Annotated in this window: 14 protein-coding genes and 1 tRNA gene; 3 read left to right on the forward strand and 12 right to left on the reverse strand. The window is 61.3% G+C overall.

Annotation, left to right across the window (positions count from 1 at the left end; translation table 11 throughout):
* Positions 1-16: 16 nt before the first annotated feature.
* From ACKJSM_RS23390 to rimO, 4 genes are all read right to left on the reverse strand, one after another.
* Positions 17-484, reverse strand: a complete 468-nt coding sequence (locus ACKJSM_RS23390) for a DUF1456 family protein (protein WP_064379066.1) — start codon at positions 482-484, stop codon at positions 17-19.
* 74 nt (positions 485-558) lie between these two features.
* Positions 559-1,269 carry an rRNA pseudouridine synthase gene (locus tag ACKJSM_RS23395; protein WP_236178391.1) on the reverse strand — a complete coding sequence of 237 codons (711 nt, stop codon included), beginning with the start codon at positions 1,267-1,269 and terminating at the stop codon, positions 559-561.
* A gap of 83 nt (positions 1,270-1,352) precedes the next feature.
* A complete protein-coding gene (locus ACKJSM_RS23400) occupies positions 1,353-1,826 on the reverse strand; it encodes a GNAT family N-acetyltransferase (protein WP_041475157.1) in 474 nt (157 codons plus the stop codon).
* Positions 1,827-1,937: 111 nt separating this feature from the next.
* A complete protein-coding gene (gene rimO / locus ACKJSM_RS23405; protein ID WP_236178392.1) occupies positions 1,938-3,275 on the reverse strand; it encodes a 30S ribosomal protein S12 methylthiotransferase RimO in 1,338 nt (445 codons plus the stop codon).
* Between the two features lie 350 nt (positions 3,276-3,625).
* On the opposite strand from rimO, the gene ACKJSM_RS23410 reads away from it, so the two are divergent.
* On the forward strand, positions 3,626-5,467 hold the full coding sequence (locus ACKJSM_RS23410) for a potassium transporter Kup (RefSeq protein WP_373874292.1): 1,842 nt from the start codon (positions 3,626-3,628) through the stop codon (positions 5,465-5,467).
* Positions 5,468-5,534: 67 nt separating this feature from the next.
* Here the strand turns inward: ACKJSM_RS23410 and ACKJSM_RS23415 are convergent, their stop codons facing one another.
* From ACKJSM_RS23415 to ACKJSM_RS23430, 4 genes are all read right to left on the reverse strand, one after another.
* Positions 5,535-5,861 (reverse strand): DUF3077 domain-containing protein, encoded by a 327-nt coding sequence (locus ACKJSM_RS23415; RefSeq protein WP_236178394.1) that lies wholly within the window; start codon positions 5,859-5,861, stop codon positions 5,535-5,537.
* 559 nt (positions 5,862-6,420) lie between these two features.
* The gene (locus ACKJSM_RS23420; RefSeq protein ID WP_236178395.1) at positions 6,421-7,716 is read right to left on the reverse strand and encodes a virulence factor family protein; all 1,296 of its coding nucleotides are present in this window, start codon (positions 7,714-7,716) and stop codon (positions 6,421-6,423) included.
* On the reverse strand, positions 7,716-10,355 hold the full coding sequence (gene mprF, locus ACKJSM_RS23425; protein WP_339485515.1) for a bifunctional lysylphosphatidylglycerol flippase/synthetase MprF: 2,640 nt from the start codon (positions 10,353-10,355) through the stop codon (positions 7,716-7,718). Before mprF ends, ACKJSM_RS23420 begins: the two co-directional genes overlap by 1 nt.
* A 279-nt stretch (positions 10,356-10,634) precedes the next feature.
* Positions 10,635-10,711: transfer RNA gene (locus tag ACKJSM_RS23430), tRNA-Met, on the reverse strand.
* Between the two features lie 280 nt (positions 10,712-10,991).
* On the opposite strand from ACKJSM_RS23430, the gene dinB reads away from it, so the two are divergent.
* Positions 10,992-12,053, forward strand: coding sequence for a DNA polymerase IV (gene dinB, locus ACKJSM_RS23435; RefSeq protein ID WP_410238998.1), 1,062 nt, complete (start codon positions 10,992-10,994; stop codon positions 12,051-12,053).
* 46 nt (positions 12,054-12,099) lie between these two features.
* On the opposite strand, the gene ACKJSM_RS23440 is transcribed toward dinB, so the two are convergent.
* The 4 genes from ACKJSM_RS23440 to ACKJSM_RS23455 form a co-directional block, all read right to left on the reverse strand.
* Positions 12,100-13,053 carry a hypothetical protein gene (locus tag ACKJSM_RS23440; RefSeq protein WP_410238999.1) on the reverse strand — a complete coding sequence of 318 codons (954 nt, stop codon included), beginning with the start codon at positions 13,051-13,053 and terminating at the stop codon, positions 12,100-12,102.
* A 17-nt stretch (positions 13,054-13,070) separates the two neighbouring features.
* Positions 13,071-14,786: a proline--tRNA ligase gene (locus tag ACKJSM_RS23445; RefSeq protein ID WP_410239000.1), complete on the reverse strand. Its 1,716-nt coding sequence runs from the start codon at positions 14,784-14,786 to the stop codon at positions 13,071-13,073.
* Positions 14,787-14,901: 115 nt separating this feature from the next.
* Positions 14,902-16,461, reverse strand: coding sequence for an AmpG family muropeptide MFS transporter (locus ACKJSM_RS23450; protein ID WP_236178400.1), 1,560 nt, complete (start codon positions 16,459-16,461; stop codon positions 14,902-14,904).
* Positions 16,462-16,504: 43 nt separating this feature from the next.
* Entirely contained in the window at positions 16,505-16,846 is a 342-nt protein-coding gene (locus tag ACKJSM_RS23455) for an MGMT family protein (RefSeq protein ID WP_011332761.1), read from the reverse strand.
* 177 nt (positions 16,847-17,023) lie between these two features.
* On the opposite strand from ACKJSM_RS23455, the gene ACKJSM_RS23460 reads away from it, so the two are divergent.
* Complete coding sequence (locus ACKJSM_RS23460) at positions 17,024-18,031, forward strand: DUF481 domain-containing protein (RefSeq protein ID WP_007954986.1); 1,008 nt, start codon at positions 17,024-17,026, stop codon at positions 18,029-18,031.
* Positions 18,032-18,182 lie beyond the last annotated feature (151 nt).

An 18,182-nucleotide genomic window follows, 5' to 3' on the forward strand; every position in this document is an offset into this window, starting at 1 on the left:
GCCGTGTTCAAGTGGATCAACCGCGAACGCGCAGGGTCAGGCCCTTGAGGAAATTGCGCAGCAACTGATCGCCGCACGGGCGGTAGTTGGTGTGGCCGACCTTGCGAAACAGCGCGCTCAGTTCAGGCTTGGAGACCGGGAAGTCGGCAGCCTTGAGGATCGCGTGCATGTCGTCCTCCTTCAGTTCGAAGGCCACGCGCAGCTTTTTCAGGATGATGTTGTTGGTCACCGGCACTTCGATCGGCAGCGGCGGACGGCTTTCGTCCTTGCCGCGCTTGAAGATCACCAGACCGTCGAGGAAGTGCGCGATGACTTCGTCCGGGCAGCGCACGAAGCCTTCTTCGTCTTCTTCTTTCTTGTCGAGGTACGTCACGACATCCGCCAGCGTGACGTCCAGGCCACCGAGTTTGATGATCTCGACCACTTTCTTGTCGCTGATGTCGAGCATGTAGCGCACGCTGCGCAGAACGTCGTTGTGAACCATGTGTGCAATCCTGATTTTTTCGCTGTGGGCACCGAGCGGGCGCGGCGCCGGAAATATTGGGTGGCTTGCGAGCCTTAGAATTTCTCTTTGCCGGACAGGTAGCGCCATTGGCCGACCGGCACCTTGCCGATGGACACACCGCCGATGCGGATGCGGCGAATGCCGATGACCTTCAGGCCGACCGCTTCGCAGAACTGGGCGATGATCCCCGGCTGCGGGTTCTTCATGGCGAAGCGCAGGCGGTTTTCGTTCTGCCAGCTGGCTTTGACCGGCGGCAGCTCCTTGCCCTTGTGAGTGAGGCCGTGCTGCAGGCGGTTAAGGCCGTGGGCAACCATGTCGCCTTCGACTTCGACCACGTATTCCTGCTCGATCTTGGCCGCATCGGCGGTGAGCTTGCGCAGCACCTTCCAGTCCTGGGTGAACACCAGCAGGCCGCTGGCCTTGGGTTGCAGGTCGGCGCTGGCGGTCAGGCGCAGAAAGTGCCCGCGCAGCGGACGCTTGCCGTAGCGGTGCTCTTCGCTGAGGGTGTCGGCGTTCAGCGACTGCATGGCGCTGTCGACATCCATGCCCGCCGGCACGTTCAGCAAGAGGGTCACCGGCTCCGGCGCGGTGGCCTTGGCGTCCTTGTCGAGCTCGACCTTCTGGTCGCCGACCTTGAACTGCGGCTCGTCGATGACTTCGCCGTCCACGGTGACCCAGCCGCCCTCGATGAACAGCTCGGCCTCCCGGCGGGAGCAACCGACCAGCTCGATGAGGCGTTTGGAGAGGCGAATCGGGTCAGTCATGACAGGGGCCGTAACAAAAAAGGGGTGGGCATTGTACCTGCCTGGGGCCGGTTAAGCCCGATTGCATTTGCGCCGTGTGGCTTTTAGCCGCGTACCGCGCGCTGCTCCGGTTGTTTCAGACGCATGTGCAGCAACGGATACGGCTGGCCCATACCATCGACTTCCGAGCGGCCGATCACCTCAAACCCTTGCTTGAAGTAAAACCCCAGTGCCTGCGGGTTCTGTTCGTTGACGTCCAGTTCGTCGGCGTTCAGGTGTTCCATCGCGTACTTCAGCAGTTTCTTGCCAAGGCCCTGGCCGCGATGGGCCGGGTCGATGAACAGCATTTCGATCTTGCCCGCCGCGACCCCGGCAAACCCGGTGATGCGCTGATGGCTGTCCCGGGTGCAGATCAGCATCACTGCATCGAGGTAGCGGGTCAGCACCAGATTCTTCAACAGCTCGATGTAGGATTCCGGCAAAAAATCATGAGTCGCACGGACCGAGGCCTCCCAGACCCGGGTCAGTTCCTGATAATCGCTGAGTTTCGGCGTGTGGATGACCGAGTGGTGACGCATGCCAGATAGCCTCTTTGTCATGGATGTGGGAGTCCTTCCCACCACAAACTCTAGCCGTAAAAAAGCCCCGCATCTCGTAAAAGAGAGCGGGGCTTTCTGTATTTTTTGCGCTTAGATCTGTTCGGCCCAGAGGTCGTATTCGTCGGCGTCGGTCACCTTGCACCAGACCTTGTCGCCCGGCTTGAGGTTGCTGCCGTTGTCGATGAACACGTTGCCGTCGATTTCCGGGGCATCGAAGAAGCAGCGGCCGACTGCGCCTTGCTCGTCGACTTCGTCCACCAGCACTTCGATTTCGCGGCCGATGCGCATTTGCAGGCGGGCCGAGCTGATGGCCTGCTGGTGCGCCATGAAGCGTTCCCAGCGATCCTGCTTGACGTCGTCCGGAACGATGTCGAGGTTCAGGTCATTGGCCGGTGCGCCTTCGACCGGCGAGTACTGGAAGCAGCCGACGCGGTCGAGCTGGGCTTCGGTCAGCCAGTCCAGCAGGTACTGGAAGTCTTCTTCGGTTTCGCCGGGGAAGCCGACGATGAAGGTCGAACGGATGATCAGGTCCGGGCAGATCTCGCGCCAGTTCTTGATCCGCGCCAGGGTCTTGTCTTCGAACGCCGGGCGTTTCATCGCCTTCAGGACTTTCGGGCTGGCGTGCTGGAACGGGATGTCCAGGTACGGCAGGATCTTGCCGGCAGCCATCAGCGGGATCAGTTCATCGACGTGCGGGTACGGGTAAACGTAGTGCAGACGCACCCAGACGCCGAGGGTGCTCAGCGCTTCGCACAGTTCGGTCATGCGGGTTTTCACCGGCGCGCCGTTCCAGAAACCGGTGCGGTACTTGACGTCAACGCCGTAGGCGCTGGTGTCCTGGGAGATCACCAGCAGTTCTTTGACGCCGGATTTGACCAGGCGCTGGGCTTCGTCGAGCACGTCGCCGACCGGGCGGCTGACCAGTTTGCCGCGCATCGACGGGATGATGCAGAAGCTGCAGCTGTGGTTGCAGCCTTCGGAAATCTTCAGGTACGCGTAGTGGCGCGGGGTCAGCTTGATGCCTTGCGGCGGCACCAGGTCGATCAGCGGGTTGTGGTCCTGTTTCGGTGGCACGACTTCGTGCACCGCGTTGACCACTTGCTCGTACTGCTGCGGACCGGTGACGGCCAGCACGCTCGGGTGCACGTCACGGATATTGCCTTCTTCCACGCCCATGCAGCCGGTCACGATGACCTTGCCGTTTTCCTTGATCGCTTCGCCGATGACTTCCAGCGATTCGGCCTTGGCCGAGTCGATGAAGCCACAGGTGTTGACCACGACCACGTCGGCGTCCTGATAGGTGGACACCACGTCATAGCCTTCCATGCGCAGCTGGGTCAGGATGCGCTCGGAGTCGACCAGTGCTTTCGGGCAACCCAGAGAAACGAAGCCAACCTTTGGATTGGCCGGCGCAGGAGTGGTGGACATGTCTAACCTCGGTGTTTTGTGACGTCGCTTTCCTGATGCGAAAAGCCGACGGACGGGCGCTTAGGCTGCGCCTCTGATCAAAAAGTGCGCAATTCTAGCGGCGAGCAGCGCACTTGACCAGCTTTATGCAGGGAAATACGACGAGTGCTGCGCTATGCTTCGCGCCGTTGAGCTTTACCCATTTTTTACAGTCAACAAAACGACTGTAACAACAGGTAAAACAGCGCATGCTGCATCAAAAAGCTTAGTGCTTCGTTCAAAGAAGCCGGTCTGGGAATCAGGAGTGTTGGATGGGTCAGGCAAGTAGTCACGCGGCGGGCGCCGAAGGTTCGGCCACCAAGCCGCTGAGCATGCTGGTCGCGGCGGTCGGGGTAGTTTACGGCGACATCGGCACGAGCCCGTTGTACACCCTCAAAGAAGTGTTTTCCGGCGGTTACGGCGTACCGGTGAACCACGACGGGGTGCTGGGCATTCTGTCGCTGATTTTCTGGTCGCTGATCTGGGTCGTTTCAATCAAGTACATGATGTTCGTGTTGCGCGCCGACAACCAGGGCGAAGGCGGGATCATGGCGCTCACCGCGCTGGCCCGTCGGGCAGCCGCGGGACGCAAGCGGTTACGCACGTTGCTGGTGGTCTGCGGATTGATCGGCGCGGCGCTGTTCTATGGCGACAGCATGATTACCCCGGCGATTTCCGTGCTCTCGGCCATTGAAGGGCTGGGGCTGGCGTTCGAGGGTATTGATCATTGGGTCGTGCCGATTTCATTGGTGGTGCTGGTGGGACTGTTTCTGATCCAGAAACACGGTACGGCGCGGATCGGCATTCTGTTCGGGCCGATCATGGTCACCTGGTTTCTGGTCCTCGGGGGCCTCGGAATCTACGGCATCAGCCATTCCCCGGAAGTGCTGAAGGCGCTGAACCCGATCTGGGCCGTGCACTTTTTCATGGTGCATACCGGCATGGGCGTGGCCATTCTCGGCGCCGTGGTGCTGGCGCTGACCGGTGCCGAAGCGCTCTATGCCGACATGGGCCACTTCGGCCGCAAGCCGATTGCCCGGGCGTGGTTCCTGCTGGTGCTGCCAGCGCTGGTGCTGAACTACTTCGGTCAGGGCGCCTTGCTGCTGGAGAACCCGGAAGCGGCGCGCAACCCGTTCTACCTGCTGGCGCCGAGCTGGGCACTGATCCCGCTGGTCGGTCTGTCGACCCTGGCCACGGTCATTGCGTCCCAGGCGGTGATTTCCGGCGCGTTCTCCCTGACCCGTCAGGCCATCCAGCTCGGTTACATCCCGCGCATGTACATCCAGCACACCTCCAGCGATGAGCAGGGCCAGATCTATATTGGTGCGGTGAACTGGTCGCTGATGGTCGGTGTGGTCCTGCTGGTGCTGGGCTTCGAATCCTCCGGCGCCTTGGCTTCTGCTTATGGTGTGGCGGTGACTGGCACGATGCTGATGACCACGATTCTGGTGTCGGCGGTCATGTTGCTGCTGTGGAAATGGCCACCGATTCTGGCGGTGCCGGTGCTGCTCGGCTTCCTGTTGGTGGACGGTCTGTACTTCGCCGCCAACGTGCCGAAGATCGTCCAGGGTGGCGCCTTCCCGGTGATCGCCGGTATCGCGCTGTTCGTGCTGATGACCACCTGGAAGCGCGGCAAGCAACTGCTGGTCGAGCGCCTCGACGAGGGCGCGCTGCCGCTGCCGATCTTCATCAGCAGCATCCGCGTCCAGCCACCGCACCGCGTGCAGGGCACCGCCGTGTTCCTCACCGCCCGCTCCGACGCCGTGCCGCACGCGCTGTTGCACAACCTGCTGCACAACCAGGTGCTGCATGAACAAGTGGTGCTGCTGACCGTGGTCTACGAAGACATCCCGCGCGTCCCGCCCTCCCGACGCTTCGAAGTCGAAGCCCACGGCGAAGGCTTCTTCCGGGTGATCCTGCACTTCGGCTTCACCGACGAGCCGGACGTGCCGCAGGCGCTGAAGCTGTGCCATCTGGACGGCCTGGACTTCAGCCCGATGCGCACCACCTACTTCCTCAGCCGCGAAACGGTCATCGCTTCGAAACTCGAAGGCATGGCCCGTTGGCGTGAAGCGCTGTTTGCATTCATGTTGAAGAATGCCAACGGGAACTTGCGGTTCTTCAATCTGCCGCTGAACCGGGTGATTGAGTTGGGGACGCAGGTGGAGATGTAGGCCTCGTCGCAACTGAAAAGCCCCCGTCAGCTTTGCGGCTGGCGGGGGCTTTTTCGTTTTTGCGCCGTTACATGCTTTCTGGCAGCTCTGCCTCAGATTCGGTCTTCGTTCGCGCAGGTCGCGGCATCAGGGCCTTCATCACGTCGTCGACCAAGGCCTTGCCGATTATCGTCAGGTAATGCGCGGCCCAGGCGTGACGGTCGCTTTCTTTGTCGTAGGCGGCATCCTCGGCGAAGGATTTGGCGAGGAACAACAGGTCTGAAGCCTGGGACAGTGCTTCGATGATGGGGACGCCGGAGCGAACGTTGAGTAACGCCTGATCCGAGCTGTAGAGGAAAGAGGTGAAGCCGATGGTTGTGAGTTCTGCGGGGGACGGCGATTTCGTTTCGGTCATGGTGTTACTCCTTGGTTCGAGGAGCTGCAACTTCCGTTACCACACGAAAGGGAGGCAGCTGTACGCAGGGTGGTAAACCGGGAACCAAGGAAACCGGCACGCCCGAAGGCGTCCCACGCACAGCTGCCATAACTCGAAATCACAGACATGAAAGTGCCTGTGATTGAGATGAGGGCGCTGTTGCGCTGGTTTGTCCGGGTTACCACACCCGATCGCTGAAAGGGTCAGCGACGTCCAGAGAGTATCCCGTCGAAAAACAGCGCAATAGGGCGGCAAAGTGCCCAAACACGAGATTAGGAGTTTGCCTACAAGGTATGCGGACGTCATCTGATATTGCGACACCAGACGTAAACGAAACTAAACGTCGATGGCGGTTTTGCGCGGCTTTGGTGCGGCAGATGAATGTGGAGTTGACGACTCGAAAAGGCCAATGAAGCAGGTGTCCACGTTTTATGGAATGTGGACACCTGGCGTTTTCAGTTTCATGGAGAGTCAAGCATTGAATGAAAAAGCCCCCGCAACTGCGAAGTTGCGGGGGCTTTTTTGGGGGCGCTTCAGATCACTCTTCCGCCACCTGCGCCGAGTTCTGGCGCTTCTCGATCAGATCCACCAGACGCTTGGCCAGCGCCGGGTAGTTCTCGTCGAAGTGGTGGCCGCCAGGCAGTTTCACCGCTTCGCCCACCGCGGTCTTGTCGGTGCAGCCGCTTTCGTCGGCTTCTTCTTCACCGTAGATGCACACGACCTTGGCCGGTGGCAGCTTGGCCATTTCCGGGCCGGTCGCGGCTTCTTTGCCGGCGTTGCCGAGCCAGCCTTCGACTTCGATTTCGAAGCTGCCGGTGCGGGCGAAGGCCAGCAGGATGATTGCGTCGACGCGCTGCTGCTCGGTTTCCGGCAGGCGGTTGTAGATCGCCGGCAGGACGTCGGCGCCGAACGAGTAGCCGGTCAGGATGAAGCGCTTGGTGCCCCATTTCTGGCGGTAGTGCTGCATCAGTTCGGTCAGGTCGAGGGCGCTCTGTTCCGGGCTCTTGTGCTGCCAGTAGTAGCGCAGGGTGTCGATGCCGACCACCGGGTAGCCGATCTTGGCCATTTCACCGGCCACGTCGCGGTCCAGATCGCGCCAGCCGCCGTCACCGGACAGGAACAGGGTCACGGTGTCCTTGGCCTGACCGGCCGGGACTTCCACCACCGGGATCTGCAAGCCGCCGTTGGCCTTGTCGCCGCCGACGAGGAGCTTGCGCAGTTCGTTGTTCAGCACTTGCGGCAGGTTGATGTCGTAGTCGCTGATGCTGGTTTCGGCGTTCGGTTGGTCGCGCACGAAACCGGCGCTGGTGTCGTCCGGGTTGTCGTTCCAGGCCACCAGCCAGTGGCCGTGGGCGGCGGCTTTCGGCAGCAGGTGGGTGCAGCCGGGTTTTTCCAGGGCCAGGTCGACCGATACGGCTTGAGCCTTGTCGTCTTTCTGCTCGGACAACCAGCGCCACGCCAGCACGGCGCCGGGGCCGATGCCGCTGACCAGCGTCGCCGGGCCGTTCAGTTCGCGCAGGCCGGCTTGCAGGGCGCGGCTTTGCAGCAGGCAGTCCTTGGGCAGGATCACCTGGACGATCTGCGCCGAGGCGCTGCGGCTCAGGGTGCTCAGTTGCTTGTCGCTGAGTTTCTGGTCGTCGTTGACCGCCACCAGCACCTGAGCCTTGGGCTTGGTGCCGGGGATCACCCGGGTCATGGCAGCGCCGTCGGCCGGGGTGAGCTGTTCGAGGGTCGGTTCCGGTGCCGGGCGTTTGAGGTACCAGAAACCGCCGCCGGCAATCGCGGCCAGCACCAGCAGTGCGACCAGGATGTACTTCAGGGAGCGTTGAATCATCAGCGTTTCACCAATCCAGTCAAGCCGCCCGCGATCAGGGCAGCAGTGTCGGCCAGCGCCACCAGCGGATCGAGTCCGGCGGGCACGGCCATATAACGGGGTTCCCAGTCAGGCTGGAACTTGTCTTTGAAGCGGCGCAAGCCTTGGAAGTTGTACAGCTGCTCACCACGGCGGAAAACCATCGAGCCCAGACGCTGGGTCAGCGGTGCCCCGCGCCGGGGTTGCAACCCCGACAGCGGCACCATGCCCAGGCTGAAGCGCGCGTATCCGTGACTCTTATAGTGTTGAATCAGACCGACCATCATGAATTCCATGGTCAGCTTGGGGGCGTCCGGGTGCGCGCGCATCAGGTCGAGACTGGCCAGGTCATGGCTGTAGGTCTCGAGCAGGTTGGCGAACGCCACCGGGCGGCCTTCGAAGCGAATCACCGCGATGCGGAAATGCTTCAGGTAATCGTCGCTGAAACGGCCGAGGGAGAAGCCTTTCTCGCGCACGTTCTTGCCGGTCAGCCAGGCATCGGAAATCACCTTGAGCTCATCCATCGGCGCCTGGCCCGGCTCATGGATTTCCAGCGACAGACCGTCGCGGGTGCCCCGGTTCCAGGTGTAGCGCAGGTCCTTCATCTCCTTGCCCTTGGCGTCCAGGTCAAAGCGATGCAGATCGACCCGGGCTTCCTCGCCGAGCTTGATCGCGGTCAGGCCGATGTCCATGTAGTACGGCAGGTTTTCCGCACGTACCTGATAGAACACCGGGCGGGCGTGATGGATGTCGCACAGGTCGCGGAACTGCCAGATCATCTCGGCCCGCTGCTGGCCAGGGCCGATCGGGTCGTACAGGGCCACCAGACTGCGGCCGCGGCGGGCGTACATCAGGAAGGCTTCGTCGTTGGGATGAAACAGCAGCGCCTTGTCGCCGGTCAGGGCCAGGCCGCCGTCCGGTTGCGAGGAGGCCATCAGGATCTTCGAGGCGCGTTCCAGCTCATCGGGTGTCGGCAGGTGGATCACCGGGCGGGCGGTGCGCAGCAGCCAGGTCAGGGCGATCACCAGCAGCAGCACGGCGGCGCCGAGCAGCGAGCGCAGGCCGCGCGGGGCGTCGGCATCGAGAGTGAACTGCCACCACAGTTGATGGCTGTACGGAACGTCCTGATAAGCGAACAGCAAAAGCCAGGTCGAAGCACCGAGTACGCACAGGCTGGCCACCAGATACAGCGGCGAGAACGGCAGTTCGGTCAGACGGCTCGGGCGGTAGAACGAGCGACGGAACACCCCCAGCAGCGCGGCGGTGAGGGTCATCAGGGTCGCTTCTTCCCAGTCGAAACCCTTGAGCAGCGAGAGCAGGGCGCCCACCAGCAACAGAATGGTGGTCAGCATCCACGCCGCCGACAGCCGGCGACGCAGGCCTTGAGCGAGCATCAGGCACAGCACGCCGATCAGGCTGGCGCCGAAGTGCGAGGCGTCGACCAGGCGGTGAGGAATCAGAAAGCCGATGTGTTCCAGGCGGGTGTCGATCTCTGGCGTCGCGCCGGAAAACAGCAGCACCACGCCGGACAGGAACACCAGCACCGCGAGAATCGGCGCCGCCAGACCAGAGGCTGCACGCATCGTCTGCGACTGAAACAGGCGCTGGCCTTCGTTGAGCAGCAACAGTACGCAGGCCACCAGGAACGGCAGCACCACATAGATCAGGCGATAAAGAAGCAGGGCAGCGGCCAGAGGCGCAGCACCGAGCTTGTCGGCGAAGGCCGCGAGCAGAATCGCTTCGAAGACACCCACGCCACCCGGAACGTGACTGAGTACACCCGCAGCCAGCGCCAGCAGATAGACCAGCAGGAATGCACCGAAGGGCGGCGCTTCCGGCAGCAGCAGATAAAGGACGGTCGCAGCGGCGGCGACGTCGAGGGCGGTGATGACCAGTTGCAGGAACGTCAGGCGGCGACCCGGCAGGCGCAGGGTGCGGCGACCGGCTCGAACCAGCAGGTTGTCGGGGTACGGCTGTTCCGGCAGGCGACGGCGATAGATGCCGATGGCCAGGATTGCGCCGAGCAACAGCACCACACCGGCAATCGTCCCCAATAAGGTCTCGGACAGTCCCAGTGCCTGTGACGCGGCCGGCAGGTTGCTCAGGGTCGCAAGGGCAGCCAGTGGCGGCAGGGCGCAGCCCAGCGACAGGCTGGCGAACAGGGTCATGTGCGCGACTTCGGAAGCACCCAGGCCATGCCGTGCATATAAACGGTAACGCACCGAACCGCCGGACAACATCGACAGGCCGATCGCGTTGCCTATGGCAAATGCGGTGAAGCCGCCCAGAGCCAGGGTTTTCGGTGCCAGCGTCACGCAGGCATAACGACTGGCCGACCATTCATAGCCGAGCAGAATGATGAAGCCGACGATCGTCGCACCGAAGGCGCCGAGCAGGGCCGGCTTCGGTACCTCGAGAATCGAGTCGTGCAAGGCGTCGAGATCGAGTTCGCTGAGCAGATGGCGACAGGCAATCAGCGCGATGGTGAACAGCAGCAAAGTGACCGCCAGACCGATCGGTTGCCGGTATTTGCTGATCCGATCCAGCAGGCGCAGACGCTCAGGCTTGATCGGTGGGTTTGCTGTGACGGTGTCTTGTGAATCAGACGAGTTGGCGCGCATCAATCACCTCTTGGATTGTGCGCGACAGGATGGAGGTATCCAGCCAAGTTACCAATCCCTGTAGAAAAAAATAATCACAAAATACTACGCCTCTCACCGGGTATCGGCGAGGGCAGCTCCTGGATTGCAGACGCCTTGCACGCGATTCAAGCATAGTCGCAACTCGGCGGGTCTGAAGATCCTGAACGGTTCACTGCACAGTGACAGATCATTGTTGCGAAAGGACTTTTTCCACAGATACAAAAAAGGCCACTCTTTCGAGTAGCCTTTTTTGATGTTTGGTTGCGGGAGCCGGATTTGAACCGACGACCTTCGGGTTATGAGCCCGACGAGCTACCAGACTGCTCCATCCCGCGTCTGTGTGGCGGCATTCTACAGAGGAACGCCGGTGTGTCAACCTTCAATGTGGATAAAATCTCTTCAGCTTCAATTGGTTAGCGCAGGCGGACGGTGCTTTCATGGGCTGCAGGTCAGGCGGGACAAGGCTTTCAGCTCTATTGAGGATTGGTTTCCGATTGAGAAAATAAATTCAAAGGCCGTTTCCTACAAACTGAAAAGAACATTCATACCACTGGTGCTATATACAGGTGTCAGTGAGATACTGCCGGTCCGGCTCGCCATGTTTCCTTTTCTGTCATGACTCAGCGAAAAATCATCCACGTCGACTGTGACTGTTTCTACGCCGCCATCGAGATGCGGGATGACCCGCGCCTCGCCGGCAAGCCGTTGGCGGTGGGTGGCTCGGCGGACCGGCGCGGAGTGATCGCCACCTGCAACTATGAGGCACGGGCTTACGGTGTTCGTTCGGCAATGTCGTCCGGACATGCCTTGAAGCTGTGCCCGGACCTGACCATCGTCAAGCCGCGTATGGACGCCTATCGCGAGGCGTCGAAGGAAATTCATACGATTTTCAGCGACTACACCGACCTGATCGAGCCGCTTTCGCTGGACGAAGCCTACCTCGACGTCTCGGACAGCGCGCATTTCGGCGGCAGCGCCACGCGCATCGCTCAGGACATTCGCCGCCGGGTTTCCAATCAATTGCACATCACTGTCTCTGCCGGCGTGGCGCCGAACAAGTTTCTGGCCAAGATCGCCAGTGACTGGAGAAAGCCCAATGGCTTGTTCGTGGTTACCCCGGATCAGGTCGAAGAGTTCGTCAGTGGCTTGCCGGTGAGCAAGTTGCACGGGGTGGGCAAGGTCACGGCTGACAAGCTGGGCAAGCTGGGTATCACTGACTGCCTGCAATTGCGTGAGTGGGACAAGCTGGCGCTGGTACGGGAGTTCGGCAGTTTCGGCGAACGTTTGTGGAGTCTGGCCCGTGGGATCGATGAGCGGCGGGTGCACAACGACAGTCGCCGTCAGTCAATCAGTGTGGAAAACACCTACGACGTCGATCTGCCGGATCTGCGCAGTTGTCTCGACAAGCTGCCGGAACTGCTGGAAACCCTGAAAATCCGCATGGCGCGGATCGACAGCAGCTACCGGCCGGGCAAGCCGTTCGTCAAAGTGAAGTTTCATGATTTCACCCAGACCACACTGGAGCAGGCCGGGGCAGGGCGGGATCTGGGCAGTTATCAGTTGATGTTGACCCAGGCGTTCAATCGCGGAGGCAAACCGGTGCGGTTGCTGGGGGTGGGTGTGCGGCTCGAGGATTTGCGCGGCGGGTTCGAACAAATGGAGCTGTTCGAGCGCTAGACGGACAAAAATGCCCGAAGCAGGTTCGGGCATTTTTTCAGGCTTTTCAGTTCGGCCCCGGATCCGCCACCAGACGCCCCGCATCCCGGGTCAGGGACTTGAGGAATTCGGCCTGCAACTCGGGATCGTTGCGGGTCAGTTCGATCAGGCTTTGTTCCAGTTCACTGGCTTCTTCTTCCAGACCCAGTTCCGACAGACGCTTGACCCGGTGAACCCACTGGCTCACTTCGTCGTCTTCCAGATCGTCGTAGATCAGCCCGTGAGCCTCCAGCAGCTTGCCGCGCAGGTGACTGCTGATCGCCAAAGACGAGTCGGAATGCACGTCATCCTTGCCGTCTTCGACGCTGATCTGCAGTTTGCCCACATGATTGAGGTCGTTTTCAGCGAACGGGCTGTCCAGCAGGTTCAGACGCAGCACGCCGTTGCGATCGGTGGTCATGTCGAAGGTCTGCTTGCCTGCCTTGACTTGAACCGGGCGTTCGCTCCACGGCAGGCTCGAATATTCCGTGCGCTTGTCGCGCTGGACTTCGTCGATGCCGGCCAGGTTCTGTTGCGCGCGACCGTTCGATTGCACGTTCATGAACGGGTTGAGCCCGGCGAAACCGTAGCTGAGCCAGTCCCGTGTCACGCTGTCGGGCAGATTGCCGAGGGCAAACACGTTGACCACGTTCGCGCCGACGCCGCCGACCACCGCCACCGCGCCCAGCGGGATCTCGTAGAGCTCCCGCCACGGCTGGTAAGGCGTGTACCGGTCGTAATGGCGCGTGACCTCGAACTCGGTGACTTCGAAAGTCTTTTGTTCGTTGATCTTCACGCGCCGTTGCGGCAGCTCAAGCACCTTGGGCTCGCCGACATCGATCTGCAGGCTGTGATCGAGCAGTTTGCGCTCGACACGTTCCTCGTGCTCGCTGCGTTGTGACATGTGATTGGCACAGCCGCTGACCAGCAGGGTGCCGCACAGGGCGGCACCACCGAGGCCTAAGGTGTTTCGCTTGAACATGACGTCTCTATCTGGTTTCAGCGGCGGATGCGGGCCTGAAGGAAGGACAGCACGTCGGCAACCGGCAACGCTTGCGCCTGGCCTTCGGTACGGCTCTTGTATTCCAGGTTGCCTTCGGCGAGGCCGCGGTCGCTGACCACGATCCGGTGCGGAATGCCGATCAGCTCCATGTCCGCGAACTTGATGCCCGGGCTGGTTTTCTTGTCGCGGTCGTCCAGCAGCACTTCGAAGCCGGCCGCGGTCAGTTCCGCGTACAGCTTGTCGGTGGCTTCACGCACCAGCTCCGTTTCATAGCGCAGTGGCACCAGAGCGATCTGGAACGGTGCCAGGGCGTCGCTCCAGATGATGCCGTTCTCATCGTTGTTCTGCTCGATGGCGGCAGCCACCACGCGGGACACGCCGATACCGTAGCAACCCATTTCCAGGGTCACCGGCTTGCCGTTCTCGCCCAGCACTTCGCACTTCATCGCCTTGCTGTACTTGTTGCCCAGCTGGAAGATGTGCCCGACTTCGATGCCGCGCTTGATTTCCAGGGTGCCCTTGCCGTCCGGGCTCGGGTCGCCGGCCACCACGTTGCGCAGGTCGGCCACGGTCGGAACCGGCAGATCACGCTCCCAGTTCACGCCAAAGTAGTGCTTGTCGTCGATGTTGGCACCGATGGCGAAGTCGCTCATCAGCTCGACCGAACGGTCGATGATGATCGGCAGCGGCAGGTTCAGCGGGCCGAGGGAACCGGCGCCGGCGCCAATGGCGTCACGCAGTTCGGCATCGGAGGCCATGACCAGCGGGCTGGCAACGCCTGGCTGGTTGGCAGCCTTGATTTCGTTCAGCTCGTGGTCGCCGCGAATGATCAGGGCGATCAGCTTGCCTTCTTCTTCGGCGTGCACGATCAGGGTCTTGATGGTCTTTTCGATCGGCAGACCGAATTTCTCCACCAGGGCCGCGATGGTCTTGGTGTCTGGCGTATCGACCAGACGCAGCGCTTCGTTTGGAGCGGCGCGCGAGGTTTCACGCGGCACGGCTTCAGCTTTCTCGATGTTCGCCGCGTAGTCGGAGCCGTTGCTGAAGACGATATCGTCTTCGCCGGACTCGGCCAGCACGTGGAACTCGTGGGAACCGGCGCCACCGATCGAACCGTTGTCGGCTTCCACCGGACGGAATTTCAGGCCCAAGCGGGTGAAGATGTTGCAGTACGCTTCGTGCATGCGGTCATAGGTGATCTGCAGCGACGCCTGATCCGCATGGAACGAATAGGAGTCCTTCATGATGAATTCGCGACCGCGCATCAGGCCGAAGCGTGGACGGATCTCGTCACGGAATTTGGTCTGGATCTGGTACAGGTTGATCGGCAGCTGTTTGTAGCTGCTCAATTCGTTGCGCATCAGATCGGTGATCACTTCTTCGTGGGTCGGGCCCGCGCAGAAATCACGACCGTGGCGGTCTTTGATGCGCAGCAGCTCAGGGCCGTATTCTTCCCAGCGCCCCGACTCCTGCCACAGCTCGGCCGGTTGGGTGCTCGGCATCAACACTTCCAGAGAGCCGGCGGCGTCCATTTCTTCGCGAACGATGGCTTCCACCTTGCGCATCACTCGCAAGCCCATCGGCAGCCAGGTGTACAGGCCCGAGGCAAGTTTGCGGATCATGCCGGCGCGCAGCATCAGCTGGTGGCTGATCACGACCGCGTCGGAAGGCGTTTCTTTCTGTGTGGCGAGCAAAAATTGACTGGTGCGCATGGTTGGCCGTTGTCGGTTGCTATGACTGGAAATGACGGAGCAGTGTAACGGCGAGATCCGCCGACGTACAGAAGTGCAGCCCCGGCGCAAACCCTCTCGCCGGGTGCGAGATGTCTTACGATTCTTCCACGACGGAGGTCGGGGCGGGTTCCGGTGTCGGCGTCGGGCCTTCGCGGCGGCTTTCCTGGAACCAGTGCAGGGCGATCAGCACCAGGGTCGGGACGCCGAGCAGCGCGGTGATCAGGAAGAAGTTGTGATAACCGAACTTCTCCACCATCACCCCGGAGTAGCCGCCGATCAGGCGGGGCAGCAGGAGCATGATCGAGCTGAGCAGGGCGTACTGGGTAGCGGAGAACTTCAGGTTGGTCAGGCTCGACAGGTAGGCGACGAACGCCGAGGTGGCCAGGCCGGAGCTGAAGTTGTCGAGAGAAATCGTGACCACCAGCATCTGCAGGTTAGCGCCCATGTCGGCCAGCATCAGGAACAGCAGGTTGGTACCTGCCGACGCGGCACCGCCGATGAACAGGATCGGCAGGATACCGAAGCGCACGATCAGCAGGCCGCCCATGCCGGCGCCAACGAGGGTCATGATCAGGCCGAAGATCTTGCTGACGCTGGCGATCTGGTCCTTGGTAAAGCCCTGGTCGATGTAGAACACGTTGGCCATTACGCCCATCACCGTGTCGGACATCCGATAGGTGGCGATCAAGCCCAGCAACAGCAACGCCTGCCAGCGGTAGCGCAGGATGAAGTCGTTGACCGGCGTCAGCACCGGCGCCAGACCGCGACGGCCCATGGCCGAGAGGCACAGGCAGGTCAGCGTGGTGTAGAGAATCGCCCGCAGGAACGCTCGGTCTTCCAGCAGCAGGTCCAGCGGGCTCATGTCGCCAAACAGCACGCTGGCGAAATCGGTGTTGTAGAGCTGGGTGAACATCGCCGGCACAGATACCAGCAAAATGATCAGCACGAACACCGACATCAGCTGATGCATGAAGGTGTAGCGCCCGGCCTGCAACTGGGTGCGTAACGGTACGGGGGGCTCGCGCATCAGCAGGGTGGTGAGCAGGGCGGGCACCATCAGGGCACCGAACAGTACGTAGGTGCCGGTCCAGGCCGAATGCTGGTACTTGAAGCCTGTAGAGCCGAAGCCCTCGGCGAAGAACAGTGCACCCGCGGTCGCGAGCAGGGCGGCGATCCGATAGCCGGACATGTAGCTGGCGGCCAGCGCGGCCTGACGGCTGTCCTCGGCGATTTCCAGGCGATAGGCGTCGACCGCGATATCCTGAGTGGCAGAGGCGAACGCCACGACCACAGCGATGGCGATCAGCCAGGACAGGTGTTTCTGCGGATCGCAAAAGCCCATGCCGATCAGGCCAAGGATTACTAGCGTCTGTGAGAGCACCAGCCACGAACGGCGGCGACCCAGCTTGCCCAGCAACGGCAGGCGCCATTGGTCGAGCAGAGGCGACCAGACCCATTTGAAGGCGTAGGCCAGGCCGATCAGGCTGGCGTAGCCGATCGTCTCGCGGGCCACTCCGGCTTCACGCAGCCAGACCGAAAGTGTCGAGAACACCAGCATGTACGGCAGGCCGGCGGCGAAACCCAGCAACAACAGCACGAGCGTCGAAGGACTGGCATAGGCGGCGAGCGCGGCGCGCCAGGTTTTACGGGGCATGGGCTGAAGTCTGCCTCAAGATTGCGAAAACAAAGCGCGCACTCTAACCGCTGTGCTCTACCGGACGCCAGCCATGGCGCCGAATATCCACACGATTGTTCAGGACGGTGATGCCCTCCATGCGCAGTCGCGCCCGCTGTTCGTCTCCGGACGGGCTGCCCGCCGGCAGGCTGATCCGACCGCCGGCGCCGAGCACTCGGTGCCAGGGCAGTTTGGTATCGCCGGGCAATTGGCTGAGGGTCCGGCCGACCCAGCGGGCGGCGCGCCCCAACCCCGCCAGCTCGGCCAACTGACCATAGCTGACGACTTTGCCCTCGGGCACTTGGGCGAGGGTGGAATAGAGTGCCGTGCGTCGGATTTGCGGATCGTTTTCGCAGGCATGCATCGGGTCTGTCACGTGCGCGGTTCCTGAACTTGATCGCGTTATGTCTTTAAGCGTAATCGGTGGGAGGGCAATTGAGAAATGAACTCAACAGAAATAGCCGGGTCACTCCTTGTCAGGGAATTATTCCTACGGATAATGCCGACCTTTTTTTCGCAAACTTGAGTCTTCGATTCGCTTATGTTGTCCAGAACCCTGCTGTGCCTTGCTGTTTTCAGTGCGTCCACACCTTTGCTTGCCGACACCGTCTGGTTGAAGAACGGTGACAAGCTGAGCGGTAAAATCACGCTGTTCGATGGCGGCAAGTTGCTGGTCCAGACCCAGTACGCCGGGGCAGTCACCATCGACTGGAAGCAGGTCAAGACCCTGGAAAGCGATCAGGAGTTGCTGGTCAAACAGGACGCCTACAACGGCGAGAAGGCCAAGTCGCTGAGCGCCGCCGAAGACGGCAAGGTCACCCTGGCCAACGGCGAGGCGCCGAAAACCGTGGAACTGGCGAGCATTCAGCAGATTCTCAAGCCCAAACCGGTGGTCGAGGATCTGGTCTGGAAGGGCAACGTCGATCTGGCGCTGGATTATCAGCGTGCGGAGAAGGACACCGACGATTACGACATCGGCTTCAAGACGTCTGCCCGTCACGGTCGCTGGCGCCACACCGCCGAGGGCGAGTACAACCGCGAAGTGCAGGACGACGTGACCACCACCGACAACTGGCGGGCCGAATATGCCCTCGACCGATTCCTGACAGACAAGTGGTTCTGGCAGGGGCGCCTGAACTACAAGCGTGACCACATTGAAGAGCTGGCCCGTCAGCGGGTGGTCGGTACCGGTCCGGGCTACCAGTTCTGGGACGACGAGCTGGGGGCATTCTCACTGGGTTCGCTGCTCAACCGCACCGACTACCAGTACCGCGATGGCAGCAAGGACAACTTCTATTCGGTCGCCATGAAGTGGGACTACAACCGCTACCTGATCGGCAAGAAGGTCGAGTTCTTCACCAATGGCGAAGTCGGCAAGCCACTGTCCGGCGTTGCCGATTACGCGCTGGATGCGGAAATGGGCCTGCGCTACAAGGTCACCGACTGGGCCTCGCTCAACCTCAAGGCTGAACGCGACATCATCAGCGGCACCGAGGACGCGGACCTGAGCAAGACCCGCTACACCGCCGGCTTCGGCGTCGCCTGGTAAGTAACGCAAAAGATCGCAGCCTTCGCAGGCTGCGATCTTTTTTTGCGCCTGGAAAAACAGGCGCCCATAAAAAAGGTTCATCACGGATTGCCGGGAAACACGCTCTTGATCTTCATGAAAAAGAATTCGCTATCCCGGTAACCGTACGCCA

The organism is Pseudomonas sp. PHC1 (assembly GCF_046487845.1).
Taxonomy (GTDB): Bacteria; Pseudomonadota; Gammaproteobacteria; order Pseudomonadales; family Pseudomonadaceae; genus Aquipseudomonas; species Aquipseudomonas sputi.